Here is a 24,701-nt window from a genome sequence, read left to right as displayed (position 1 = left end):
TTATCAGTTAGTTGTTCCTTTTTTGTGTTTAAATGCTTAAAAAAGTGCTGGTAGAAAATCTTTTTTGATTTCCACCAACACAATATATTATAGAGCCAAGAAAAGAGCTGATGTTGTATCGGCTCTTTTTTTCAGCTTTAAAGTGATTATTTTCACAAAGTAATGTGCTGTTTAATTAAAGAAAGAAACTGTTATTTCTCAAAAGCCAATTAGATCAAGATTCAGTTGGTTATCTATCGCAGTTTCTAAAACAATTGAACTTTTAATGTTTGAAAATTGCATCCATTTTGCAAGTACATCCTTCATCTCAGTAGTATTACTCACTGTTGCTTTCACTAAATAATTAACCTCACCACTGACGATATATACTTCATTAACGTAAGGACTACTTCTCAATAAATTTAACGTTTTTTCGACGGGAAGTCTAACCTGGCTCAATTCAGTGAAAAAAGTAATATTCTCTTTGAACTGTTCGCTGGATATTTGAATCGTAAAATTTGTAATGATGCCTTTTTCAATTAATTTGTTGATTCGTTCCTTTACACTTGGGCGACTCAAATTGACTTTTTGAGACAATTCAACAATTGAAATTCGTGAATTTTCATGTAAGATTTCTAAAAGTTTACGGTCAGTTTTGTCCAATAGTCTACCTCCTTTATTTTCCACTTGAAACCATTTGATATATTTATTATAGAGGATAAATGGATGGCTTTCCATAAAAAATTAGAGGTATTGACCGTTTTATCATTCCAAAGTCAAAATGGCTAATTTAGAGAATGGCGTTTCATATTGTTAAAAAAAATGACATACTTTTTTTGAATCTTAAAGCGAATGCTTCTATTTGATTCATAATTTTATATACAAGTAACAAAAAAATTCGTTATCATTAATTTATCTCAAGAGGATTTAGTTATTTATTAGTGAATAGATGTTTTTTTATCTAAAAAGACTACCAAAGGAGCATTTTTTATGGTGAGAAACAGGTGGTTAAAGTTTTTATTGCTGTATGCAGGTGGTGTGCTTGTTTCTTTAAGTCAATTGAAATTAGTGCCGATCCAAAATGAATTGGGATCAGAATTAGGTGTAAGTCTGTCGACAGTTTCGTGGTTAATGTCGATTTTTACAGTTTCCGGGATTTTTCTAGCTGTTCCAGGTGGCACTTTAGTCACACGTTTTGGTCCCAAAAAATTACTAATCGGATTGATGGGCTGTTTAGCAATTGGGAATATCTGGGGGGCAATTTCAACTATGTTTTGCTCATTGTTGGTTTCAAGAGCGCTCGAAGGGATTTCCTTTTCAATGATTATCATGGTGGGTATCGTCTTCATTCATTTTTGGTTTCATGAAAGTAATAGCGGTATTCCCACAGGACTTTGGGGGACATTTTCTGCTTTAGGGTCAATGCTAGCGATGAACTTGTTTAAACCTCTCGTACAAGCCTATGGGTTACGTTCACTTTGGTTTCTTATTGCAGGTTTGTCAGTTCTTTTGTTGTGTTTGTTTTTCTTTCTATTAGATGAACCAAAGAATCAATCTATTGTTGAGCAAAAAAGAATGTCAGGCTCATTTAAAAAGGCGATAGAGAATAAATCGATTTGGTTGTTAGCCCTTGCTCAAGGTTGTATGGCTTTTATACTATTTGCTTTTATCAATCTTTATCCGCAGATATATAGGCAACAATATGGTTTATCAGAATCGTTAGCAAATAGCTACACTGGCTATTTTGGTCTATTTGGCATTCCTTTTGGTGCTTTAGCAGGCTATTTGATTGATAGAACCAAAAAAGGGCAGGTAATGATCTTTTGTTCTTTTCTGTTAATGTTAGCCGCAACCTTTTGGATGGGGTACTTGTCAAGTAACGTGACATTTATTATGCAACTCTTTGCACTTTCGGCGGGAGCTAGTTTGTCTTCTTCCTGTGTGATGATTTTGGCCCCAAAAGTGGTAAAACAAGACCGCTTGATTGGAGCAAGCGTTTCTTTTATCAACTTGTTTTATTATGTTGGCATTTTTGTCGGAACACCGATTGTTACAAAATTCAGTGAAGGAGAACAATCATGGCAAAATAGTATCTATTTACTTAGTGGTATTGGTGTCATTGCATTATTAGCAGTAGTTGGATTTATTAAATTGAATAATGAAAATGTTTTATCGTAATTAAATTATTCACGAAAGAGTAGCTTGTTTTTAGATATGCTTCTTTTAAATAAAAACTTGGAAGGTGACAAATAATGGAAAGAGTATTTCAGACAGATCATGCGTTTGCAACGGAAATGGATAAGAAAGATCCGCTTAGAAGCATCAGAGATCGTTTTTATGTTCAGCCAGGTGAAATCTATATGGACGGTAATTCACTAGGCTTGGCTTCTAAAGACGCTGAAGAAGCCTTACTTAACATGATGAACATTTGGAAAAAAGAAGGCATTAAATTATGGGATGGATTGTTCCATTATGCTGGTAAATTAGGTGAAATGTCAGCACCGTTGATCAATGCGTATCCCGAAGAAGTAGTGATCACAGGTAGCACAACGATCAATATTCATCAATGTATCAGTACATTATACAAACCTACAAAAGAGCGGTACAAAATTTTAGTTGATGATTTAAATTTCCCTACAGATCGTTATGCTATCGATAGCCAAGTAAAATTGCGAGGATTTGATCCCAAAGACGCTGTAAAAGTGGTAGAAAGTGCGGATGGACGCTTGATTGATGAATCCGCAGTGATTGAAGCGATGACTGATGATGTAGCGATCATTCTTTTGCCAACGGTCTTATATCGTAGTTCTCAACTATTGGATATGAAACGAGTGACGGATGCTGCTCATCAAAGAGGAATTCTAATTGGTTGGGACTTATGCCATGCTATAGGCGCAATACCGATGGATTTTAAAGAGATTGATCCTGATTTTGCTGTCTGGTGTACGTACAAATATTTATCAGCAGGACCAGGCTCAATAGCTGGTCTTTACATGAATCAGAAACATTTCAAAGAAATACCAGGATTAGCAGGTTGGTGGGGGAACAAGGATGATACTCAATTTGAGTTGAACCATCAATTTGACCATCAAAGAGATGCAAGCGGCTGGCAAATTGGCTCCCCAAGTTTCTTGGCAATGGCTCCATTGGAAGGAACTTTAACGATCTTTAATGAAGTTGGGATGGAGAAAATTCGTAATAAATCGTTATCTATTACAGCGTACCTCATGTATTTGATTGATGAAAAACTTGCCAAATATGGCTACGCAGTAGGAAACCCACGAGAAGATAATAGACGTGGTGGTCATGTTTGTTTGGAACACGAAGAAGCGTATAGAATTTGTAAAGCACTAAAACAAGTAAATATCATCCCAGATTTTCGAGAACCGAATGTGATTCGCTTAGCTCCAATTGCTTTATATAACACTTATCAAGAAGTGTACACATTAGTAGAAACATTAGAAGATATTGCTTTAAATAAAAAATATGAAAATTTCAGTAATGAGCGGACACTAGTCGTTTAAGATACTTAAAGAACTTCAATTGTCACCTTTACAAATAGGACAATTTCCTACACTATTACGATCGCTATTGGAATCAACACATATAAAAAGCACATAACGATGAAGGCAGTCACAAAAGATCAAAACAAACTATGTACACCTGTTTCCAAATCATTTAAATAAGAAATAGACGATTAAATCATTTTATTGCTGTAAATGCAATAAAATGATTTTTTTTACTTTAAGCTTCATTTATGTTTGTTCTTATACAATGAATTTAGTTAAAGGAGGAATTACAATGGTTAAACTAAAAAATAGTTTTCACAGAAAAGAAAAAAAATATATATTGACGAATAGAATATATCAGCAATTAAGAGAAAAAATAGATCCTTATCTGCAAGAAGATGAGCACGGGCTACATACGATAATTTCAATTTATTTCGACACGGAAGACTATCAAATGATTCGTAACTCTATAACAAAACCAGTTTATAAAGAAAAATTTAGAATTAGAAGTTACGGGATTCCAAAAGAAGAATCCACTGTTTTTCTTGAAATAAAAAAGAAAATCAGTGGTGTTGTTTATAAAAGAAGAGTAGCACTAACATATGAAGCGGCTCAAAATTACGTTCAAAAACCACATTCATTTAAATTGCAAACAGCTAAAGAACAACAAATCAAGCAGGAAATCGATTGGTTGTTTGCACGAAAAAGATTAAAACCAAAAGTAATGATTGCGTATGATAGGCGGGCCTTATTTGATTTAGAGAATGAAGATTTTCGAATCACGTTTGATTTTAATATCCGTTATCGACAAGATAGATTGACTTGTACAATAGATGATCAAGGAGAACGAGTAGCACCAGAAATCGATATTTTAATGGAAGTCAAAGCAATGGGCGCTTATCCATTATGGTTTTCAGAAATGTTAGCAGCACTAGAAATTTATCCGGTCTCTTTTTCAAAATATGCGCAAACTTATCAACGTTACTTATTTGAGCCCCATTCTAATTGGAAGAATTTTGGGTAAAGAGAAGAAATTGAACTATTTAATGTTTTTTTATATTAAGGAGGATTTTCAATATGTTGTCTAGTCTTTTAGTAGAAAGTTCAGTTGAAGTATCGTTCAAGGAACTTTTGATTTGTATTATGACTTCGGTTTTATTAGGTCTTTTAGTTGCTTGTGTTCATATGTATCGAAATGTTTACAGTAAAAATTTTGTGATCACATTAGCTGTCTTACCTGTCTTGGTTCAATTAGTCATCATGTTAGTTAATGGGAATTTAGGTACGGGTGTTGCCGTTTTAGGTGCCTTTAGTTTAATCAGATTTCGTTCAGTAGCCGGAGGAGCTAGAGAAATCACTAGTATCTTTTGGTCGATGGGAATTGGGTTGGCCACAGGTATGGGCTATGTTGGCTATGTCACACTATTTTCTTTAATCATTGCTTTATTTTTATTGATTTTAAACACAGTTCATTTTGGTGAAAAGCAAAAGGTGACAGAACGGGAAATAAAAATCACGATCCCAGAAGATTTAGATTATCCAGGATTATTTGATGACCTATTTCAAGAGTATACCTATTCTGCAACTCTAGACTCAGTCAAAACAACGAATATGGGCAGTCTTTATGAATTGCGTTATCGTATTACATTAAAAGATAGTCAAACAGAAAAAGAGTTGATGGATGCCATGCGCATAAGGAATGGAAATTTAACAATTATTTCAGGTAAGGTAGCCACAAATAGAGAAGAATTGTAGGTGAATAACATGAAAAAAGCGAAATTAGGTTTAACAGTCTTAACAATGCTCGTCTTTTTATTATCGGGCTGCACGAAAGAAGATCCAAATACAAACACGTTATCTTCAAAAAATTCAGAAGACGTTATTACTGTCGAAGATGCAAAAAAATCTACTGAAAATAAGTATGGTACTTATGATGAGGAAGACTTTGATGAAAGTTATGATGAAAGCTCTGCAACAAAAATTGAGTTAAAAAAGACGAGTGCAGAAATTGATGGTTCTGGCGCTTCAGAAAAAGATAACATCATCTCCATTACCGCAGGTGGTACCTATATTATTTCTGGAACGTATGATGGGCAAATAAAAATCAGTGCCAATAATGAACAGGTTCATCTAGTTTTAAATGAAGTGTCACTAACAAATGCCTCATCCTCTGCAATTTATGTAGAACAAGCAAAAAAAGTAATTACAACTTTAGCAGATGGCTCTAAAAATACGCTTATTGATAGTAGCAATTACACCTTTGCTTCTGCTGATGAAACGGAACCCGATGCAACTTTTTTCAGTAAAGATGACCTAGTCATCAATGGGAAAGGTACGCTAGACGTGACGGGCTCTTATGATAATGGTATTCGTAGTAAAGACGACTTAGTTATTACGAATGGAACCATTAACGTTACGGCTAAGAATAACGCGATCAAAGGTAAGGATTCGATTTCTATTGCAGGTGGTACTTTTTCCTTAAAAACAACAGAAGGTGACGCAATCCAAGCGAATAACAGTACTGATGCAGATAAAGGTTGGATTGCAATCGATGGTGGAAAATTTAACATTCAATCAGGAAATGATGGTATTCAAGCTGAAACGAACCTATCCATTTCGACTGCTAATATTACCGTTCAGACAGCTAATGGTTATGACGACCACACAATTGATACCACAGCTAGCTATAAAGGGCTCAAGGCTTCTGGAAACATCATTATTGATGATGGAAACTTTGATTTTAATGCCGCTGATGATACTATTCATTCGAATGCTACAGTAACCATCAATAATGGTCGTTTCTCTTTAGCAAGTGGGGATGATGGCATACATGCTGATACTGATTTAGTAATTAATAATGGTACGATAGCAATCAGCAACTCGTATGAAGGATTGGAAGGGGCTTCGGTTACCATTAACAATGGTACGATCTCTCTTTTGGCTTCGGATGATGGAATCAACGCTGCTGGGGGTAGTTCTGGTGAGTCAGAACAAGCAGGACAATTTGGTACAGATGCATTTGGTGAACCTGGCGGTGATGGAGATAGCACCAAGTTCATCGAAATCAATGGTGGAAATATCTTTGTCAATGCAGATGGCGATGGCATTGACAGCAATGGGGATGTCCGGATGACGTCAGGTACACTAATAGTCAATGGACCGACCGATAATGGAAATGCGGCCCTAGATTATGATGGAACTTTTACTATGGATGGTGGTATGTTAGTCTCTAGTGGCAGTTCGGGGATGGCGATGGCTAGTAGTGACTCTTCTGCACAAGCTACATTAAGTCTTTACTTTGATGATACGAAAGCAGCAGGGACATTGATCAATTTAAAAAATGAATCGGGCAAAACAATTGCTTCAGTTGCACCTGAAAAGGCGTTTTCTCATATTGCCATTAGCTCACCTGACTTAAAAGTAGGGGAGACAATTACCTTATCGATCAATGGCAAAGATTCAGGCACTGTTAAAAACGGTTTATACAACAATAGCAACTACTCTAGTGGAACTGAATTGGCAAAAATTACACTGGAAAATGTAATAACTTCAGTTGATCAATCAGGCGCAAAAGTCAGTGGCGGACAAATGGGGGGTGGACAACCACCGAGGTAATTGATTTTTATTGCTTTAACAGCTGGTTTATTGATAGAATAAGAGTATCAAATAGAACGAGGTGGTTATATGTCTAAACGAGTTATTATTATGCACTTTGAAGTAGAAAGTCAAGCTTACCAAGCATTTTCAGAAATAAAGAAATTGTACGTAGAGAAAAAAATCAAAGGGGAACAAATGGCTGTTGTGACCCATATTAATGATGGCGTTCATCAATTCAAAATTGACGATTTCCTAGATTTCACAGGTAATGATCACACATCCAAAAATAGTATGATCGGAATGTTGATTGGTATTTTAGGAGGTCCTTTAGGAATTTTACTTGGTTGGTTTGCAGGAAGCTTATTCGGTGCTTCTCAAGATGCTAAAGAAATTCAAGGTGCTCAAACAGTCTTCGAACATGTGACGAAACAAATCGGTGAAGGGGAGACTGGCTTGATCTTAATCGCAGACGAAGATGACAATCGTCCGTTAAATCAGTTGATCATGAATGAACTGGGTGGAGAAATCACTCGTCTAGATTTTGAAGATGTGGAAAAAGAAATCACAGATGCCAAAGCTGTAGAAAAAGAAACAAAAGATTCTGCTGAAAAATCATGGCAAGATAAAAAACAAAACGCAAACGAGAATTAATTGCTATTTATTAGTAAAGTGAGCAGATCAAGGTGAAGACTGAAATTGTCTTTATCTTGACCGAATCATAAGACTAAGGGCTAAACTAGAAGACGTGAACAAGAGATTCTTTCTCTTCGTCTTCTTTTTTGATTATAAGGATGTGAAATAAATGTTGAAAATACTACTTGTTGAAGACGATGAAATTTTATCAGACAGTATTTTAGAAATTTTGTCAGAAGTAGGGGAAATCGTTCAAGTTTATGATGGAGAAGAAGCGCTATACGAAGCAGAACGAGGAATTTATGATCTAGTAGTGCTAGACTTAATGTTGCCATTAATGACAGGTGAACAAGTTTTAAGTGCATTGAGACAAAAGAATATCTACACGCCTGTTCTAATTTTGACTGCTAAAGATGGGCTAGAGGATAAAGTTAACGGGTTTAAAAATGGTGGAGATGACTATTTGACGAAGCCGTTTCATAGAGAAGAATTATTACTACGTGTTCAGGCGCTAGCGCGACGAGCACTTGGTATGAATGGAAACAATGAATTAGTCGTCAATGAGCTCCGTTTGGACCTTGATAATCGTCACGCAAGCTACAAAGGAAATGAGTTAACTCTGCAAGGAAAAGAATTTGATCTACTACATTACCTTATGCAAAATCAAGGACGGATCATCACAAAAGATCAATTATTTGACCGCATTTGGGGATTTCAATCAGATACAACGTTAACCGTTGTGGAAGTTTATATGAGCAACTTGCGAAAGAATTTAAAACCATTTGGTCTTGATCGCTGGATTAGAACTTTACGTAATGTAGGGTATCTTTTTGAAGCATCAGAAGGAGAGTGATTCATGAATAAGCAACTAAGTAAAAAACAAAGAGTCCATTACTTCATGATCAACCTGATTTCATTCGCAAGTATTTTCCTAGTCTTAGGGCTAATTGTGTTTCAATTAGTCCAAACGTCGATTTATCAATCGGTCGATAACGATCTGCAACGTTTAGCTAATGATCAAAAATTTTTACAACATCAGCTTTTGCAAACGGAAAGACTGCAAGGGAAATCCCCCCAGCTCAGTAAATTTGACACACCACCGCCCAATAACTTCCAGCAACAAGTAATTCTTTGGTCTAAAGATGGTGAAATCGTTAATGAATCTGAATTAGGTTCTCGTTTTTATGATTTTCAGAATTTAAAATTATCGACGGATCAGTTACATAAAGTTACCAGCGTTCAAACGAAAGATAGTAATGATCGTTCACTGCAATTTCATTCGATTACAATACCGATAGAAAATCAGGACCAAATAGCTTATATCCAATTACTGGTAAACACGGATCCCATCAAAGGGACGGTTGAACGTTTTAAGCAAATCCTAATTATTTGTATGGTTGTTTTTGGGCTGTTATCCATCGGATTAAGTTATTTTCTTTCTAAATGGTTTATGAAACCCATTTTGATCTCTTGGAAGAAACAACAAGAATTCGTAGAAAATGCTTCTCACGAATTAAGAACACCATTGACGATTATCCAAGCTAAATTAGAAAAGTTGTTTACAAACCCCAATCATACCATTTTAGAAGAATCAGAGACGATTGCTTTATCGTTAGATGAAGTTCAACGTCTAAGCCAATTAACGAGCGATTTGTTATTATTAGCACGCTCAGATTCGAATGCCTTGACCCTAGAAAAAACACCAGTAAAGATCAATTGCTTTTTAAATAATGTACTATTGCCATATCAAGAACTAGCGCTAGCAGAAGATAAAGCGTTTATGATCGATCTAGGTGAGGACCAACAAGTTGTTTTCGATAAAAAAAGAATTCATCAATTACTGATCATTTTGTTAGATAATGCATTAAAATATACTAAGTCTGGAGAAAAAATTGTTGTTTTTTCCAGCGTTAAAAATAATGAATGGTTGATCAAAATCAGCGATACGGGTATTGGCATTCTCGATGAAAAAAAGACAGCAGTGTTTGAACGTTTTTATCGTGGCGAAAGTTCTAGAAACCGTAAAACAGGCGGGTATGGCATTGGGTTGGCAATTGCTAAATGGATTGTTGAGGAACATCAGGGGAAAATTGAATTAACGGATACCACACCTAAAGGAACGACCGTTATTTTGCATTTTCCTGTAAAATAAATATTATTTGCTAAAGTGGGAACTTTCTTCTAAAATATAGAAGAAGTTTAAAGAAAGTTAGGTAGCCCATGGAATTACAATTTTTAGGTACAGGAGCTGGCGTTCCAGCAAAACATCGTAACGTAAGTAGTATCGCACTAAAATTATTAGATGAAAGAAATGCCGTTTGGTTGTTTGATTGTGGCGAAGGCACACAATTACAAATTCTAAAAAGTACGATTCGCCCAAGAAAAATCGAAAAAATATTCATTACCCATTTGCACGGAGATCACATTTTTGGACTTCCAGGTTTATTGAGCAGTCGTTCTTTTCAAGGCGGAAATGAAAAACTAGAAATTTATGGACCAGTCGGCATTGCAGAATATGTTCGAACGGCGTTGAAAGTTTCGCAAACACGACTTTCATATGAGCTGAAGTTTATTGAAATCACAAAAGAAGGAACGATATTTTCTGATAAACAATTTACAGTTACATGCTCTCGCTTAGATCACGGCATTGAGAGCTTTGGTTATCGGATCATTGAAGCGGATCATGAAGGCGAGTTGCAAGTAGAAAAACTGACTGCCTTAAATATTCCTTCAGGTCCAATTTACGGAAAAATCAAACGTGGTGAATCTGTGGAGTTACCAGATGGACGGATAATCAATGGTCAAGATTTTGTCGGTGAAAAAAAACTTGGACGGATTGTGACGATTTTAGGCGATACGAGAAAATCCAATAACAGCGTCTCACTTGCGGAAGATGCCGATATTTTGGTTCATGAAAGTACATTCAACAAAGACGAAGCAAAAATGGCAAAAGCATATTATCATTCCACTAGTCACCAAGCAGCGCAAGTTGCATTAAATGCAAATGCCAAAAAGCTGATACTAACTCATATCAGCGCTCGTTATTTAACTGGGGATATTATTCAATTGGAAAATGAAGCGAAAGAAATTTTCCCAAACACAAAAATTGTGAAAGACATGGAAATTGTCGAAATACCATTTAGAGCTGAGTAAGGGGGCAACAAAATGTATACTGGACAAGATTTAACGGATAAAGTAGTGGTTGTAACAGGCGGTTCTGCTGGCTTAGGTGAACAAATTTGTTATGAGGCCGCTAAAAAAGGCGCAATCGTTGTCGTTTGTGCTAGACGAATCAATTTGATCGGAAAGGTGAAAGAAGCGTGTGAAGCTTTAAGTGGAAAAGATGCATTTTCTTTTCAATTAGATATTGCAGATCCTGAAAATGTGGAAACTGTTTTCGAAAAGATCAAGGCAGAAGTTGGGCCAATTGATGTATTAGTTAACAATGCTGGGTTTGGTATTTTTGAGAATTTTATGGATATTGATTTAGCTATTGCTAGAAATATGTTTGAAGTGAACGTTTTAGGTATGATGGTCTTTACACAAAAAGTCGCAATACAAATGGCGGAACGTGGAATAGGGCACATCATCAATGTAGCTTCGATGGCAGGAAAAATGGCTACAGCAAAATCAACTGTTTATTCCGCAACCAAATTTGCTGTTTTAGGTTTCTCAAATGCCTTACGTTTAGAATTAAAACCTTTAGGAATTTCTGTTACAACTGTTAATCCTGGACCGATTCAAACGGAATTCTTTGACAAAGCTGATCCATCAGGGGATTATTTAGCATCTGTAGATGTATTTGTGTTAGAACCTAATAAACTTGCCAAAGAAATCGTATATGTGATGGGTACTCATAAACGTGAGATCAATCGTCCACGAATCATGGAAGGTGCTTCTCGTTTATACACGCTGTTTCCACATATAGGAGATCTTTTAGCTGGTGGTATTTTGAATAAAAAATAATTTAACTTTGGAGGAAAAAACATGAAAAATCAGTGGCGTGTGTTTATAGGGCTTTTGTTGGTCCTGATTGTGGTCATTTTCGCAGTGTTGAATAACCAGACAGTTCCAGTCAGTTTTGGTTTTACAAAAATTTCAGGTCCATTGATTCTGATTATTCTGGGCTCTGCAATTGTTGGGGCTTTGATTGGCTTACTGACCTCAACAACAACTATGTGGAAACAAAAAAAACAAGTGAAAGAATTAAACAAAGAACTCGAAGTTTATAAAAACGATGCCGATACCTTAGCAAAAGAAGAAGTGGAAAAAGTTAAACGTGCATATGAAAATCAATTAGCTGAACTGCAGGCTAAATATGATGAAGTAGCGGCTCAAATACCTATTGAACCTGTTGTAGAAACTGAACCTGTCGGGAGTCGTATCGATCATTTTACTAAACCAAGAAATAATGAAGAAGTATAACTAAAAAGTGGAAATAGCCAGGCTCTTCGAACCCAAGGTTGGGACAGAAGTGTTTAACCCCGGAAAATAAGCTGGAATTCACGAAAATTATTTTTCAAATTTTTGTGAATTTCAGTTTGTTTCCAAATGATCTGCTTCTGCTCACACCGTTTATTCGGATTCCTTGAGGCTGAGATGTAACTCATAGAGTTATGTCTCAGCCTCGGATTTTGATCCGATTGTTCAAATCCAAACAAAGACTTTTCATTTACAACTCTTTTAAGATACTTTCTTTAGTTTTCTCATTCTATTTGCTATAATTACTTGGTTAGGAGTGACGTCGTGAAAAAAGCAAAATATACATGGCAATTGCGTGAAAAAACAGAGTTGCCTGAAGAATTTTCAACTATACTAACGCAAAAACAAATAAATCCATTGCTAGGCCAACTATTATGGCATCGCAATATCCAATCAACAGAGGCCTTAGAAACATTTTTACGTCCAACCGTAGAAAATCTTTATGACCCTTTTTTACTGTATGATATGGAAAAGACCATAACAAGAATTCAAGATGCCGTAGCGCAAGGCGAAAAAATCTTGATTTACGGTGACTATGATGCTGATGGCATTACGAGTACAACTGTGATGAAAGAAGCAATCGAGTTGATTGGTGGAGAAGTAGACTACTTTTTACCTAACCGCTTTATTCATGGTTATGGTCCAAATTTAGCGGTGTTTAAAGAGCAGATCGAAAAAGGGGTTCAATTGATTGTCACAGTAGATAATGGTGTAGCAGGTCATGAAGCTATTAATTATGCGATGGAACAAGGCATTGATGTCATAGTTACAGATCATCATGAATTACCGCCAGAACTACCAAACGCGTTTTCGATCATTCATCCAAAACATCCCAAAGGACACTATCCTTTTGGGGAATTGGCAGGCGTTGGCGTAGCCTTTAAAGTCGCAACTGCTTTATTGGGAGAACTACCTGCTGAATTTCTTGATTTAGTTGCGATTGGAACCATTGCGGATCTAGTTTCATTGACAGATGAAAATCGAGTCCTTGTAAAAATGGGATTGGAGATGATTCGAACTGGTGAAAGAATCGGATTGGATATTTTGATTCATTTATCTGAGTTGAAAAAAGAAGCGATTAGTGAAGAGAATATTGGTTTTACGATTGCACCACGCTTAAATGCTTTAGGTAGATTAGGCGATGCCGCTCCAGGTGTTGAATTAATGACAACATTTGATGAAGAAGAAGCGGAACGAATCGCAACATTCATCAATAGTCAAAATGATGAGCGGAAAGAGATTGTTGCAACAATTACTAAAGAAGCGTTCGAATTGATTGATCCGATTGATCAAATCCACATTGTCGCAAAACAAGGATGGCATGAAGGGGTTCTTGGAATCGTAGCTGGAAGAATCATGCAAGATACTGGAAAACCAACGATCGTATTGACGATTGATGAAAAAAATGAATCAGCTAAAGGGTCTGGACGCAGTGTTTCAGCTTTGAATTTATTCAATGCGTTAAGTGAAATTCGTGAAGAATTTATTCATTTTGGCGGTCATCATATGGCGGCAGGGATGACACTCCCTGTAGCAAATCTTGATACAGTGAAGAAACATCTAGCAAATTATCTAGAAATAAACCAAATCGACTTATCCCAAGGACAAGAATTACTCGTTGATGAGTCACTGAACGTCGATGAAGCAACACTAACGTTTATTCAACAACTAAAAATTCTTGCTCCCTTTGGAACAGATAATCCAGTACCCAATTTTCTATTTGAAAATGTGTCTATCGAACAGAGTCGGCAAATTGGCGCAGATAAAAGTCATCTTAAATTTCAATTAAGTCAAGGCAGTACTAGATTAGATGCTATTGCTTTTCAAATGGGCAATCAAGTAGACGAGTTTGGTCAAGGGACGACGAATCTTGTTGGTCAGTTGTCGATCAACGAATGGAATGGAAACAAGAAGCCACAGCTAATGGTCACTGATTTTTCAGTTGATGGGGTTCAGCTGTTTGACCTTAGAGGGAAAAATGGCCGCCAAAAAGAAATACCTGTTTCAAATACATTATATGTTTACTTCAATTCTGAGAGCAAAAAATTGATCGATGATCCGGCTAGTCAGCAATTGCTTGTCAGCCAAGCTGATGAGGCTATAGCAATGATCAAGAGTACTAATCCTCAGCAACTTGTCTTTGTGGATTGTCCTGATGATCTTAATGTATTAAAACAAATTACGCAAGGTGGTAAAATAGAGCGTGTTTATCTGATGGCAATTTCCCAAGAAGAAGCTTATTTGAATGGAACAGGAACAAGAGAACAATATGCACAATTATACAAATTCGTCAGACAACAAGAGCAAGTTGATGTTCGTTATAAGCTGAATGTGGTGGCACAGCATCTCAAGATACAAGAAAAATTATTAATATTTATGATTCAGGTGTTTTTTGATCTAGGATTTGTTACAATAGAAAACGGTGTTTTAAGAAAAGTTGAGAGTCCTGAAAATCATCCTTTGACGGAAAGCAAGGTCTATCAAACTCGCTTAAAAAGAATCAAAACAGAAGAGTTTTTGTTATACAGCGATCGTGAGACATTACAACAATGGCTGTGGCAAGAGGAGGAAGTATAAAAGATGGATTTAAAAAATTATATTGCTAGTATTCCAGATTATCCAGAAAAAGGCGTTATTTTCAGAGATATATCGCCGTTGATGGCCAATGGTGAAGCCTATCGTGAAGCAACAAAACAAATTGTAGATTACGCAAAAGAAAAAAGAATCGATATGGTTGTAGGACCAGAAGCACGCGGATTTATTGTTGGATGTCCAGTTGCATATGAATTAGGTGTTGGTTTTGCGCCAGTCCGCAAAAAGGGAAAGCTCCCTCGTGAAACGATTGAAGTAACATATGACTTAGAATACGGAACAGATACATTAACGTTGCACAAAGATGCAATTCAACCAGGTCAACGTGTCTTGATTTGTGATGATTTATTAGCAACAGGTGGTACGATTAAAGCGACTATCGAACTGATTGAGTCATTGGGCGGGATTGTCGTAGGATGTGCTTTCTTGATTGAATTGATGGATTTACATGGTCGGGATAAAATTACTGATTATGAAATCGTGACTTTGATGGAATATTAAAAAATGATCTTTACTTTAGAGTCATCTAAAGTAAAGATCATTTTTAGTTAGTTAAGGAAAATATATAAGATTCAATCTAAGGGTACTTACGATATACATAATGTTGATGTTCATTTTTTTTTCGTGTATGAGAGTATCTTTTTTCATCCCACAACATAAACCATATAATAAACAGAGGGCTGACAATAAGTAAAGCGGATCGTAATCCTAATGTTCCTAAAAAAATACCAATAATCAATACAACAAATAATAACCCACCACGACGAACTGCTTTCATTCTTGATCACCTCATAATTTTTATCGAACAAACGTTTGTATAGTTATTATACGAATGTTTGTTCGGTTTGTAAAGAGATAAATACAAAAAAAGTCCTTCTTTTTTGATGAATCAAAAAGAAGGACTAAAAACCCTTTAGAATAAAGAATTACTCATCGAGCTAAGTATAAAATAAAATTGAAAAGAACATGAACCCCGCACCCAGCATAACGAACAAATGCCAAACTACGTGCATAAAGCGAACACTTTTTAAACTATAAAATGCAGCCCCTAACGTATAGGAGACCCCACCTGCAACTAGTAAGGCAATACCGATAGGCCCCAAAGAATCATATAAAGGTTTCGCAGCAATCACACAAAGCCAACCCATGATAATATAAATAACCGTTGAAACATTTTTTACTGTTTCTTGCTTATGTAGTGTTAATGATTTATACACCACACCACTAATTGCCATGACCCAAATAAGAACAAACAGTAACCAGCCAAGCCAACCTTTGATGCTTAATAAGCAAAATGGAGTGTAACTTCCAGCAATCAATAAGAAAATCGAACTATGATCAAAAACTTGAAAAACCTTCTTAGCCTTAGTAAAAATCAAACTATGAAATAAGGTAGAAGACAAAAACAAGAGAATCAAAGTTGATCCATAAATCGCATAAGAAACGACATGAACAGCAGAACCAAGGCGGGCACCTTTGACAAGCAAGATTACTAATCCTGCAATACTTAAGCCAGCACCGATCCCATGTGTCACTGCATTGAGCACCTCATTTACAATCATATATTTTCTCGAGAATTTTGCTTTTTCCAAGAAATCAACTTCCTTCATTTTAATTTGGTGAAAAATAATTCTTTGTCTGTTATAATAAAAATAGACATTTAAGCCTCAAAAGTATTTTACCACGAATTGAGGTTGTTTTTAAAGAAAGAGTGATAAAATTATGACAAATGTTAAAATTGTGACGGATTCTTCTTGCACAATGCTGAAAAGTGTACGCGATGATTTAGATATTCAAATGATGCCTTTATCTGTGATGATCGATGGTGTAGTATATGCTGACGATGATCATTTAGAAGGCGAACATTTTATGGAACTGATGAGCACAGCCAAAGCTTTACCTAAAACCAGTCAACCCCCAATCGGTGAATTTGTAGAGCTCTATGATCGTTTGGGAGCTGACGGTAGTGAAGTCGTTTCAATCCACATGACTAAAGGTTTAAGTGGTACAGTAGAAGCCGCAAGACAAGCAGGAAACCTTAGTTCAGCTAATGTTACTGTAATTGACAGTGATTTTACGGACCAAGGATTATCCTTTCAAGTTATCCAAGCAGCTAAATTAGCGAAAAATGGTGCAAGTGTTCCAGAAATTTTAGCTGAGATCAATCATGTCAAAGAAAATACAAAACTATTCATTGGGATCTCCACATTAGATAATCTAGTTAAAGGTGGCAGAATCAGCCGAACAACGGGGCTTTTATCTAGCATTTTCAATATGAAAGTAGTCATGGATTTTGATCATACAGAATTGATACCCGTTGCTAAAGGCCGTGGCTTGAAAACATTCAACAAATGGTTTGAGGAGTTGAAAAACGAATTGAGCAATTTGCCTAATGTACGACAAATCGGGATTTCTCATGCAGATGGTTTAGAGTTAGCCAACGGATTTAAGGAAGGTCTACAAGCTCTATTTCCAGAGATGGATATCCCGGTATTACACACGAATCCAGTAATTGCCACTCATACAGGCAAAAGTGCTTTTGCTATCATGTACTACACAGACTGAGTTTTGAGCAGATCAAACTGATCTGCTTTTTTTAATAAGATTTTACTGTACAAATAGACTCAAAATAGAGATAATTTAATTAGAATAAAAAAATCCAAGGCCTGTTTTTTCTCTGAGGGATCAAACGCTTCGTGATTTACAACAGAGGAAGGGATACAATGAAACTATTTTTACAAAAAAATTGGTCAGGTTATGCACTTTTTTTTATCACAATCATTGGTGTATTCTTGCTATTGTTAGTGGCAGTTCCTAAAGCTAAGCCAATCTTAGGTACAGGAACTGCGCAGACCGTAAAAAATGACAAAAAAGAAGTAATTCATTATGCAGCTATTGGTGATTCGTTGACTGAAGGCATCGGTGATTTAACCAATTCTGGAGGTTTTGTTCCATTAGTTGCCAAAGACTTACAAGAAAAGTATCATTTGAATGGGGTACAAACGGATAATTTCGGTAAAAACGGCGATCGCAGCGATCAAATTCTTAAAAGAATCAAAAAAAACTCTGAAATTCAAGAAGGTTTAGCCTCAGCCGATATTATAACATTGACTGTAGGCGGAAATGATTTAATGAAGGTAATCAAGGGCGATGTTTTCCGCCTGACAAAGGATTCGTTTAAAAAACCTTTGAAAAACTATCAAAAAGAAGTAGAAAAGTTACTTACAGAAATTCGAAAATATAATGCGGATGCACCGATCTATGTTCTAGGTATCTACAATCCTTTTTATCTTTATTTTCCTGATATTACTGAAATGCAGGAGATAGTGGACAATTGGAATGAGGGAACAGAAGAAATAGTTAATGCAGATTCGAATGCCTATTTTATTCCAATCAATGATTTGCTTTATAAAGGTGCTGGTGATGAAGTGGGGATCGTTAGTAGCGAAGATACCGCTGCAGCTACTACATCAAGTGGCGAACATGATATCAAAAATAATGCTTTATATGAAGAAGACCATTTCCACCCTAATAACTTAGGCTACCAAATCATGGCTAGTACTGTTCGTGAAGAGATAGTAAAAACACAAGATAAATGGCTCGAAAAAGGAAGTGAGTGACGTCAATGACAACTGAATCAGAAGAAAAAAAAGAAGGTCAAAAAATAAACAAACGCAGAAAAAAAACACCTGAAGTGAAAAATAAGGTCAACCGTTGGAAAGTAGCTTTCATCGTTTTAGTCGGTTTTATTATTGGAAGTATTACATTTGTTTTTGTAAGGATTACGCAAGTTCGTGAGCCAAATTATAAACCAGTTCCGGAACTAGTAGAAAAAGACGGAACACCTGTTGTCGCGATTCAATCAAAGAAAAAACAGATCAATGCATTGATTGATTTTTATCTTGCTGATTTTCAAAAAGGATCAGATATCACTTATAAATTCTATTTGGAAAATGAAGCGATGCTGAATGGTACATTTGAAGTTTTAGGCCATCCCATTCAATTTTATCTTTACTTTGATCCTTACGTCATGGATAACGGCAATGTGCAGCTAAAAGCGAAAAGCCTATCGATTGGAACTTTAGGGCTGCCCATGAAAGAGATTCTAAAATTCGTTCAAAGAGATTATAAGCTACCTAGTTGGGTTGAAGTAAATCCGGATGATAGTACTATTTTATTGCGTTTGGATCAATTCAGAATGCAAAATGGTCTATTCATAAGAGCAGAAAAAATCAACCTAGTAGACGATGATATTCGTATGAACATTTATTTACCAAAAGATAGCAATGCTGCAACGAACAAGAGTGACACTGAGGAGGAATCAAATTGAGCGAAAAAGCAATATTTGCAGGTGGTTGTTTTTGGTGTATGATCCAGCCCTTTGATACACAACCTGGCATTCACGCAATAACTTCTGGTTACACAGGTGGCCATGTTGTCGCTCCTACGTATGAACAAGTCTTAAGTCACACTACAGGCCATACAGAAGCGGTTGAAATCGAGTTCGACCCAACAGTAATGCCCTATGAAAAATTAGTCGAGATTTATTGGCAGCAGACTGATCCAACGGATGCATTAGGTCAGTTTGAGGATCGCGGTGATAACTATCGTCCTGTTATTTTTTACTCGAACGATCAGCAGAAAAAAATTGCTGAAAAGAGTCGCCAAAAATTACAAGAAAGCGGCCGATTCAGTGAACCTATTGTCACAACCATTGAACCTGCAACTGTTTTTTATCCAGCAGAAGAGTATCACCAAGCTTTTTATCAAAAAGATCCTGAACGTTATGAAGACGCACATGCAAACCGAGCAAATTTTATAAAAGAGAATTGGTGAAACTATGAGAAGAAGCTTTTATCATTATTTAATGACGTTAAGAGCCCCTAGAAAAACCGAAGAGAGTCAATTCGCAAATGATGCAGCAAAAGATATTCAATTTCCTAAGCAATCTGAGGATTATCATGAATTATCGAGCTATTTAGAAATGAATGCAGATTATTTGACAAACATGCATATTTTTGACGAAATTTGGGAAAAATATCTAGAAAACAATAAATAAAAAGAAGGAAAGGAGAAGAAAGCTTTTCCTTCTTTTTTTTTCGTGGTAAACTGGAAAATACGCAATGATAATTTTATAGAAAGAGATGACCTTATGAAAAATAAACAACAAGTCCCTTTTCGCCAATACCTTATTTCGATCATTTGTGTCGCCTTTTTAGCTGGCGGCAGCTGCTACATTTATTTTGACTACCAATATAAAAAACAGCTTGCGGATAGTCCTACTCAAAATGAGGACTTAAAAAAGATCGATGCTCTATATAATGAAATCATCAATAATTATGTAGGAAAAGTCGATGAAAAAAAATTGGTCGATGGAGCGTTAAAAGGCATGACCGAAGCGCTGGATGATCCTTATTCTAGTTATTTAAACGAACCAGAAGCGGACGAATTAGATCAAAGTCTTGCTGGCAGTTTCGAAGGAATCGGAGCTACCATGACGATGACAGATGATCTTCCCACCGTAGCACAAGCACCGATTGAAGGTTCACCAGCAGCTAAGGCAGGTATGAAAACCAACGATACAATTTTGAAAGTCGATGATGAAGAAACGCAAGGAAAAACCCTTACTCAAGTCGTCAGTAAAATTCGAGGGAAAAAAGGAACTGAGGTCCGCTTGACAATTGCCCGCGGGGAAGAAACATTTGAATTAAAACTAATTCGTGACACAATTCCGATCGAAACGGTCAAAGGAGAGCTAGACAAAACAGATCCCTCAGTTGGATCAATCAAAATTACCTCTTTTGGTGAAAATACGTTTAAAGAACTTCAAAAAACGATCAAAACATTAAGAAAAGATGGGGCAACTTCATTTGTAATCGATTTACGCCAAAATCCCGGCGGACTACTAGATCAAGTTGAGCAAATGGCTAGTATGTTCCTTAAAGATGGCAAACCAATCATCCAATTTGAAGATAAAAATGGCAATACCAGTGAAGAAGTTGCCTCTACTCAATTAGATAATGGCTTCAAAGTCACGGAACCAACGGTCGTCTTAGTTGATGAAGGAAGTGCCAGTGCTTCGGAAATTTTCGCAGCAGCATTAAAGGAATCAGGAGACAAAACAATTATTGGTACGAAAACATTTGGTAAAGGAACGGTTCAAACCGTTAAAAATCTTAATGGTAAAAGTGAAATCAAATTAACTGTTTTAAAATGGCTAACTCCAAACGGTGAATGGATCCATGAAAAAGGCCTAGAACCAACGATTAAAGTCGACTATCCTGACTATGCATACCTGTCTCCAATTTCTAGAGATAAGACTTTAAAACAAGGAGATTCTTCTCCTGTTGTCAAAAATGTCAATGCCTTATTAAAGGCACTCGATTATGAGGTCGATGGTCAAAGCAGTGAATTTTCTGAACAAACGAAATTAGCAGTCGAGTCCGTCCAAAAAAATAGTGAACTGCCAATTACAGGTGAGATAGACAATGAAACAGCAACTCTAATCGAAATAGCAATTGGCCAGAAAATCAAAGATAACGATGCTTTTTATGAAGCTTGTATAAAAGAACTAAAAAAAGAAAACAAATAGATTCGTAAAATTGATATAGCAAAAGTTACACGTGTATGACAATTTTAAATTTTTCACAGACAGATTCAATTTTTCCTTTAAATTAGTCGCTTTTTCTATCGTGTTTCCTTTATAATAGAATCAGTGAAAGAAAGGGAGAGAAAAAGAGTGGAAAAACGAAATTTTTATATAGGTTGCTTTATTTCTTTCATGAAATTACTCGTTCCTTCCTTAGTCTTTTTATTTATATTAAGAGGTTTTATTTTGATTCCTGTTCAAGTTGATGGTAATTCAATGGAAAAAACGCTTAGTCAAGGTGACATGATCGTGATGGAAAAGTTCTCAGCAATCAAGCGTTTTGATGTCGTGGTATTTAAGTTGCCAACAGGAGCTATTTATATCAAACGAGTCATTGGAATGCCTGGAGAGGCTGTGCGCTACGAAGATGATCAGCTCTATATAAATGAAAAGCCAATCGAAGAAGCTTTTTTAGAAAAAAATATAAAAAAGGACCACGAGCTGGCTCCTTATACAACGAATTTTGATTTAAGCAACCTTATTACAGAAGATGTTTTACCACAAGATAGTTATTTTGTATTGGGCGACAATCGACGAATGTCAAAAGACAGCCGCTCTTTTGGCGCTGTTGAAAGTAAGTATATCTTAGGCAAGGCACAATTCGTTTACTATCCAATACCACATATGAAATTTATACCAAGATAGGTGATAGAATGACAATACAATGGTTTCCAGGGCACATGGCGAAAGCCCGAAGAGAAGTATCTGAAAAAATAAAATACGTTGATATCGTTTTTGAGTTGATTGATGCTAGATTACCTCTTTCTTCTAGAAATCCAATGATGGATCAAATCGTACAGCAAAAACCACGTTTGATCTTGTTAAACAAAGGTGATTTAGCTGACAAAGAACAAAATCAGAAGTGGCAGCACTATTTTCAAGAAAAAGGCTACCATACTTTAGTAATCAACGCTCAACAAAATAAAGGTGTCAATAAAATCATACCCGAAGCGAAAAAAGCCCTAAAAGAAAAACTCGATCGAGAACGTTCAAAAGGCTTGAAGCCGCGTGCAATCCGTGCAATGTGCATTGGAATTCCTAATGTAGGAAAGTCCACATTGATGAATCGTTTAGTTGGTAAAAAAATTGCCCAAACTGGCAACAAACCCGGAGTGACAAAAGGACAGCAATGGCTTCGATCTGGAACGGATTTAGAATTACTTGATACTCCAGGAATCTTATGGCCTAAATTTGAAGATCAAGAAATCGGTAAAAAGTTGGCTTTAACTGGTGCGATTAAAGATCAATTACTTCACTTAGATGATTTGGCTATTTACGGATTAACTTTTTTTTCACGTTTTTATCCACAGCGTTTAGTTGAACGCTATCAGTTATCAAAAGAGGATACCTTTTTACCCGGAGCTGAACTTTTGATGTTGATCAGTCAAAAACGAGGATTTCGTGATGATTACGATCGTGCGAGTGAAATGATCATCCAAGAGATCCGCAGCAGCAAATTGGGACCCTATACATTAGATCGTTGGGAAGAATTAGGAGCTACAAAAGATGAAAACTGAATCAATTCAACAAATCAAAGCTCTACTGGCCACTATTGATAAAAGAGATGATGTACGGATATCGTTATGGCAAGCTGATGAACGTAGTGGGGTTCAACAAGCTCTTGCTCAATGGGATCGAAGGCTACAACGACACGAAAAAGAAGTAGCATTATTTGAAGAAATGCAACTGTTTGAAAAAAGAGCACGTGCAACCGGCCATCGATTAATTGTAGGTATAGATGAGGTAGGACGCGGTCCTTTGGCGGGACCGGTTGTTGCTGCAGCAGTGATCTTACCGGAAAATTTTCAATTACTTGGCGTAAATGATTCTAAAAAGTTATCTGCTAAAAAAAGAGCGGAACTTTATGATGAAATCCAAAACCAAGCTATTTCAATTGGAATTGGTATGGTAGATCACACTAAAATCGATGAAATCAATATTTATCAAGCCTCAAAACTAGCTATGGGTATTGCATTGGAAGACCTTTGCTTCATTCCCGATTATTTATTGATCGATGCGATGAAATTAGATGTCGACATCCCACAAGAAAGTATCATTAAAGGTGATGCGCGTTCCATATCGATTGCAGCAGCAAGTATCGTTGCTAAAGTCATTCGTGATCGATTAATGGAAGACTATGCTAAAAAGTATCCAGGCTATGGCTTTGAAAATAATGCTGGTTATGGAACCAAAGAACACTTATTAGGACTAGAGCAACACGGAATATGTACGATCCATAGAAAAACCTTTGCTCCTATCAAAGATATGTATTAAAAAATGAAAAACCCCTTTTTTTGCGGATACTTACTATAACAAGTATTTGCGAAAGAAGGTTTTTTTATGGATGTAAGACAACGAACCCTACTATTTAAATTGACAGTTTGTAACGGTATTGGCAACTTAGGTATACTAAAAGTTTTGGATTTTTCAATGAAGTACAACGACTGTACTGATTTAACGAAAGAAGAAATTATTCAGATTGCTGGTATCACAACCTACCAAAAATTATTTTCTGATTCATGGGATTACTGGACAACCAATCCTGATAAGTTGAAAAAATATCAATCTCAACACAGGTTTATTACGATTTTGGATCCCAATTACCCCTATCACTTAAAGCAAATTTATAATTGCCCAGTAGTATTATTTTATAAAGGAGATATCAAGCTATTAGAAAAAAATTGTTTATCCTTTATCGGAGCAAGAGCGGCTTCTATTTATGGAATAAATGTTGTTCGAAAACTACTTCCAGAGATAATCTGTAATGAGTTGACAATTGTAAGCGGGTTAGCTAAAGGAATCGATAGTGTCAGCCATCAAGTCACAATGCAAAATGGTGGCAATACGATCGGAGTCATCGGAACTGGTCTAGATATTTGCTATCCAAAAGAAACTGCACATATTCAACGAAAAATGATGGAAGAGCAGCTAGTCATTAGTGAATATCCTAACGGGGCAGGACCTAGAAAATATCACTTCCCGATGCGAAATAGAATTATCGCTGGTATGAGTTTGGGTACCTGTGTAATTGAAGCACGTAAAAAAAGCGGGTCTTTAATCACCGCACAGGCAGCTTTAGAGTATGGACGAGAAGTATTTGCAGTCCCTGGCAATCTATTTGATACACAATCTGACGGCTGCCATCGCCTTATTCAAGAAGGAGCAAAATGTACTATTTGTCCTCAAGATATATTAGAAGAAATTCAACTTTTTTCGATTTAACTGCATCTATCCTTGACAAACCTGTAACGAATAGATAT

26 protein-coding genes are annotated in these 24,701 nt (G+C 36.2%); 23 read left to right on the top strand and 3 right to left on the bottom strand.

Features of this window, described 5'->3' with window-relative positions:
- Window positions 1-198 precede the first annotated feature (198 nt).
- A complete protein-coding gene (locus BCR24_RS15640) occupies window positions 199-642 on the bottom strand; it encodes an Lrp/AsnC family transcriptional regulator (protein ID WP_069641424.1) in 444 nt (147 codons plus the stop codon).
- 327 nt (window positions 643-969) lie between these two features.
- Here BCR24_RS15640 and BCR24_RS15635 point away from each other — a divergent pair, with 327 nt between their 5' ends.
- The 13 genes from BCR24_RS15635 (at window position 970) to BCR24_RS15575 (ending at window position 15,293) form a co-directional block, all read left to right on the top strand.
- Entirely contained in the window at window positions 970-2,157 is a 1,188-nt protein-coding gene (locus tag BCR24_RS15635; protein ID WP_069641423.1) for an MFS transporter, read from the top strand.
- A 74-nt stretch (window positions 2,158-2,231) separates the two neighbouring features.
- Window positions 2,232-3,503: a kynureninase gene (gene kynU / locus BCR24_RS15630; protein WP_083244428.1), complete on the top strand. Its 1,272-nt coding sequence runs from the start codon at window positions 2,232-2,234 to the stop codon at window positions 3,501-3,503.
- Window positions 3,504-3,780: 277 nt separating this feature from the next.
- Complete coding sequence (locus tag BCR24_RS15625; protein WP_069641421.1) at window positions 3,781-4,512, top strand: polyphosphate polymerase domain-containing protein; 732 nt, start codon at window positions 3,781-3,783, stop codon at window positions 4,510-4,512.
- A 53-nt stretch (window positions 4,513-4,565) separates the two neighbouring features.
- The gene (locus tag BCR24_RS15620; RefSeq protein WP_069641420.1) at window positions 4,566-5,243 is read left to right on the top strand and encodes a DUF4956 domain-containing protein; all 678 of its coding nucleotides are present in this window, start codon (window positions 4,566-4,568) and stop codon (window positions 5,241-5,243) included.
- 9 nt (window positions 5,244-5,252) lie between these two features.
- The gene (locus BCR24_RS15615) at window positions 5,253-7,103 is read left to right on the top strand and encodes a carbohydrate-binding domain-containing protein (RefSeq protein ID WP_069641435.1); all 1,851 of its coding nucleotides are present in this window, start codon (window positions 5,253-5,255) and stop codon (window positions 7,101-7,103) included.
- 69 nt (window positions 7,104-7,172) lie between these two features.
- Window positions 7,173-7,736 (top strand): DUF1269 domain-containing protein, encoded by a 564-nt coding sequence (locus BCR24_RS15610; protein WP_069641419.1) that lies wholly within the window; start codon window positions 7,173-7,175, stop codon window positions 7,734-7,736.
- Between the two features lie 151 nt (window positions 7,737-7,887).
- A complete protein-coding gene (locus tag BCR24_RS15605; protein WP_069641418.1) occupies window positions 7,888-8,571 on the top strand; it encodes a response regulator transcription factor in 684 nt (227 codons plus the stop codon).
- 3 nt (window positions 8,572-8,574) lie between these two features.
- Window positions 8,575-9,870 (top strand): sensor histidine kinase, encoded by a 1,296-nt coding sequence (locus BCR24_RS15600; protein WP_069641417.1) that lies wholly within the window; start codon window positions 8,575-8,577, stop codon window positions 9,868-9,870.
- Window positions 9,871-9,938: 68 nt separating this feature from the next.
- The gene (gene rnz / locus BCR24_RS15595; RefSeq protein ID WP_069641416.1) at window positions 9,939-10,871 is read left to right on the top strand and encodes a ribonuclease Z; all 933 of its coding nucleotides are present in this window, start codon (window positions 9,939-9,941) and stop codon (window positions 10,869-10,871) included.
- Between the two features lie 12 nt (window positions 10,872-10,883).
- Window positions 10,884-11,684, top strand: a complete 801-nt coding sequence (locus BCR24_RS15590) for an SDR family NAD(P)-dependent oxidoreductase (protein WP_069641415.1) — start codon at window positions 10,884-10,886, stop codon at window positions 11,682-11,684.
- Window positions 11,685-11,705: 21 nt separating this feature from the next.
- A complete protein-coding gene (locus BCR24_RS15585) occupies window positions 11,706-12,143 on the top strand; it encodes a LapA family protein (RefSeq protein WP_069641414.1) in 438 nt (145 codons plus the stop codon).
- 321 nt (window positions 12,144-12,464) lie between these two features.
- Window positions 12,465-14,777 (top strand): single-stranded-DNA-specific exonuclease RecJ, encoded by a 2,313-nt coding sequence (gene recJ, locus BCR24_RS15580; RefSeq protein WP_069641413.1) that lies wholly within the window; start codon window positions 12,465-12,467, stop codon window positions 14,775-14,777.
- Window positions 14,778-14,780: 3 nt separating this feature from the next.
- Window positions 14,781-15,293 carry an adenine phosphoribosyltransferase gene (locus BCR24_RS15575; protein WP_069641412.1) on the top strand — a complete coding sequence of 171 codons (513 nt, stop codon included), beginning with the start codon at window positions 14,781-14,783 and terminating at the stop codon, window positions 15,291-15,293.
- Between the two features lie 76 nt (window positions 15,294-15,369).
- Here BCR24_RS15575 and BCR24_RS15570 read toward each other — a convergent pair whose 3' ends face one another.
- A complete protein-coding gene (locus tag BCR24_RS15570; protein ID WP_069641411.1) occupies window positions 15,370-15,570 on the bottom strand; it encodes a hypothetical protein in 201 nt (66 codons plus the stop codon).
- Between the two features lie 160 nt (window positions 15,571-15,730).
- On the bottom strand, window positions 15,731-16,384 hold the full coding sequence (trhA, locus tag BCR24_RS15565; RefSeq protein WP_069641410.1) for a PAQR family membrane homeostasis protein TrhA: 654 nt from the start codon (window positions 16,382-16,384) through the stop codon (window positions 15,731-15,733).
- Window positions 16,385-16,514: 130 nt separating this feature from the next.
- Here trhA and BCR24_RS15560 point away from each other — a divergent pair, with 130 nt between their 5' ends.
- The 10 genes from BCR24_RS15560 to dprA all read left to right on the top strand — a co-directional run bounded on the left by BCR24_RS15560 (window position 16,515) and on the right by dprA (window position 24,663).
- On the top strand, window positions 16,515-17,357 hold the full coding sequence (locus BCR24_RS15560) for a DegV family protein (protein ID WP_069641409.1): 843 nt from the start codon (window positions 16,515-16,517) through the stop codon (window positions 17,355-17,357).
- Window positions 17,358-17,515: 158 nt separating this feature from the next.
- Complete coding sequence (locus BCR24_RS15555; RefSeq protein WP_069641408.1) at window positions 17,516-18,412, top strand: SGNH/GDSL hydrolase family protein; 897 nt, start codon at window positions 17,516-17,518, stop codon at window positions 18,410-18,412.
- 5 nt (window positions 18,413-18,417) lie between these two features.
- Window positions 18,418-19,122 carry a YpmS family protein gene (locus BCR24_RS15550; protein ID WP_069641407.1) on the top strand — a complete coding sequence of 235 codons (705 nt, stop codon included), beginning with the start codon at window positions 18,418-18,420 and terminating at the stop codon, window positions 19,120-19,122.
- The gene (msrA, locus tag BCR24_RS15545) at window positions 19,119-19,628 is read left to right on the top strand and encodes a peptide-methionine (S)-S-oxide reductase MsrA (RefSeq protein WP_083244427.1); all 510 of its coding nucleotides are present in this window, start codon (window positions 19,119-19,121) and stop codon (window positions 19,626-19,628) included. The genes BCR24_RS15550 and msrA overlap by 4 nt, the downstream gene beginning before the upstream one ends.
- A 4-nt stretch (window positions 19,629-19,632) precedes the next feature.
- Window positions 19,633-19,851 (top strand): YozE family protein, encoded by a 219-nt coding sequence (locus BCR24_RS15540; RefSeq protein ID WP_069641406.1) that lies wholly within the window; start codon window positions 19,633-19,635, stop codon window positions 19,849-19,851.
- 93 nt (window positions 19,852-19,944) lie between these two features.
- Window positions 19,945-21,384, top strand: a complete 1,440-nt coding sequence (locus tag BCR24_RS15535; RefSeq protein ID WP_069641405.1) for a S41 family peptidase — start codon at window positions 19,945-19,947, stop codon at window positions 21,382-21,384.
- 189 nt (window positions 21,385-21,573) lie between these two features.
- Window positions 21,574-22,086, top strand: a complete 513-nt coding sequence (gene lepB / locus BCR24_RS15530; RefSeq protein ID WP_239574139.1) for a signal peptidase I — start codon at window positions 21,574-21,576, stop codon at window positions 22,084-22,086.
- A gap of 8 nt (window positions 22,087-22,094) precedes the next feature.
- Window positions 22,095-22,958 carry a ribosome biogenesis GTPase YlqF gene (gene ylqF, locus BCR24_RS15525; protein ID WP_069641403.1) on the top strand — a complete coding sequence of 288 codons (864 nt, stop codon included), beginning with the start codon at window positions 22,095-22,097 and terminating at the stop codon, window positions 22,956-22,958.
- On the top strand, window positions 22,948-23,715 hold the full coding sequence (locus tag BCR24_RS15520) for a ribonuclease HII (protein ID WP_069641402.1): 768 nt from the start codon (window positions 22,948-22,950) through the stop codon (window positions 23,713-23,715). Before ylqF ends, BCR24_RS15520 begins: the two co-directional genes overlap by 11 nt.
- A gap of 66 nt (window positions 23,716-23,781) precedes the next feature.
- Window positions 23,782-24,663, top strand: a complete 882-nt coding sequence (dprA, locus tag BCR24_RS15515; RefSeq protein ID WP_069641401.1) for a DNA-processing protein DprA — start codon at window positions 23,782-23,784, stop codon at window positions 24,661-24,663.
- The last annotated feature ends 38 nt before the right edge of the window (window positions 24,664-24,701 follow it).

Origin of the sequence: Enterococcus ureilyticus (genome assembly GCF_001730315.1) — a bacterium.
GTDB classification, from domain to species: Bacteria; Bacillota; Bacilli; order Lactobacillales; family Enterococcaceae; genus Enterococcus_L; species Enterococcus_L ureilyticus.
Note: the sequence above shows the minus strand (reverse complement) of the source record. Positions and strands in the feature narration are given on the sequence as shown.

Excerpts from the sequence above, each read along its gene's own strand:
- BCR24_RS15635 (WP_069641423.1), top strand. The coding sequence starts at position 970 with ATGGTGAGAAACAGGTGGTTAAAGTTTTTATTGCTGTATGCAGGTGGT.
- kynU (WP_083244428.1), top strand. The coding sequence starts at position 2,232 with ATGGAAAGAGTATTTCAGACAGATCATGCGTTTGCAACGGAAATGGAT.
- BCR24_RS15625 (WP_069641421.1), top strand. The coding sequence starts at position 3,781 with ATGGTTAAACTAAAAAATAGTTTTCACAGAAAAGAAAAAAAATATATA.
- BCR24_RS15620 (WP_069641420.1), top strand. The coding sequence starts at position 4,566 with ATGTTGTCTAGTCTTTTAGTAGAAAGTTCAGTTGAAGTATCGTTCAAG.
- BCR24_RS15615 (WP_069641435.1), top strand. The coding sequence starts at position 5,253 with ATGAAAAAAGCGAAATTAGGTTTAACAGTCTTAACAATGCTCGTCTTT.
- BCR24_RS15610 (WP_069641419.1), top strand. The coding sequence starts at position 7,173 with ATGTCTAAACGAGTTATTATTATGCACTTTGAAGTAGAAAGTCAAGCT.
- BCR24_RS15605 (WP_069641418.1), top strand. The coding sequence starts at position 7,888 with ATGTTGAAAATACTACTTGTTGAAGACGATGAAATTTTATCAGACAGT.
- BCR24_RS15600 (WP_069641417.1), top strand. The coding sequence starts at position 8,575 with ATGAATAAGCAACTAAGTAAAAAACAAAGAGTCCATTACTTCATGATC.
- rnz (WP_069641416.1), top strand. The coding sequence starts at position 9,939 with ATGGAATTACAATTTTTAGGTACAGGAGCTGGCGTTCCAGCAAAACAT.
- BCR24_RS15590 (WP_069641415.1), top strand. The coding sequence starts at position 10,884 with ATGTATACTGGACAAGATTTAACGGATAAAGTAGTGGTTGTAACAGGC.
- BCR24_RS15585 (WP_069641414.1), top strand. The coding sequence starts at position 11,706 with ATGAAAAATCAGTGGCGTGTGTTTATAGGGCTTTTGTTGGTCCTGATT.
- BCR24_RS15575 (WP_069641412.1), top strand. The coding sequence starts at position 14,781 with ATGGATTTAAAAAATTATATTGCTAGTATTCCAGATTATCCAGAAAAA.
- BCR24_RS15570 (WP_069641411.1), bottom strand. The coding sequence starts at position 15,570 with ATGAAAGCAGTTCGTCGTGGTGGGTTATTATTTGTTGTATTGATTATT.
- BCR24_RS15560 (WP_069641409.1), top strand. The coding sequence starts at position 16,515 with ATGACAAATGTTAAAATTGTGACGGATTCTTCTTGCACAATGCTGAAA.
- BCR24_RS15555 (WP_069641408.1), top strand. The coding sequence starts at position 17,516 with ATGAAACTATTTTTACAAAAAAATTGGTCAGGTTATGCACTTTTTTTT.
- BCR24_RS15550 (WP_069641407.1), top strand. The coding sequence starts at position 18,418 with ATGACAACTGAATCAGAAGAAAAAAAAGAAGGTCAAAAAATAAACAAA.
- BCR24_RS15540 (WP_069641406.1), top strand. The coding sequence starts at position 19,633 with ATGAGAAGAAGCTTTTATCATTATTTAATGACGTTAAGAGCCCCTAGA.
- BCR24_RS15535 (WP_069641405.1), top strand. The coding sequence starts at position 19,945 with ATGAAAAATAAACAACAAGTCCCTTTTCGCCAATACCTTATTTCGATC.
- lepB (WP_239574139.1), top strand. The coding sequence starts at position 21,574 with ATGAAATTACTCGTTCCTTCCTTAGTCTTTTTATTTATATTAAGAGGT.
- ylqF (WP_069641403.1), top strand. The coding sequence starts at position 22,095 with ATGACAATACAATGGTTTCCAGGGCACATGGCGAAAGCCCGAAGAGAA.
- BCR24_RS15520 (WP_069641402.1), top strand. The coding sequence starts at position 22,948 with ATGAAAACTGAATCAATTCAACAAATCAAAGCTCTACTGGCCACTATT.
- dprA (WP_069641401.1), top strand. The coding sequence starts at position 23,782 with ATGGATGTAAGACAACGAACCCTACTATTTAAATTGACAGTTTGTAAC.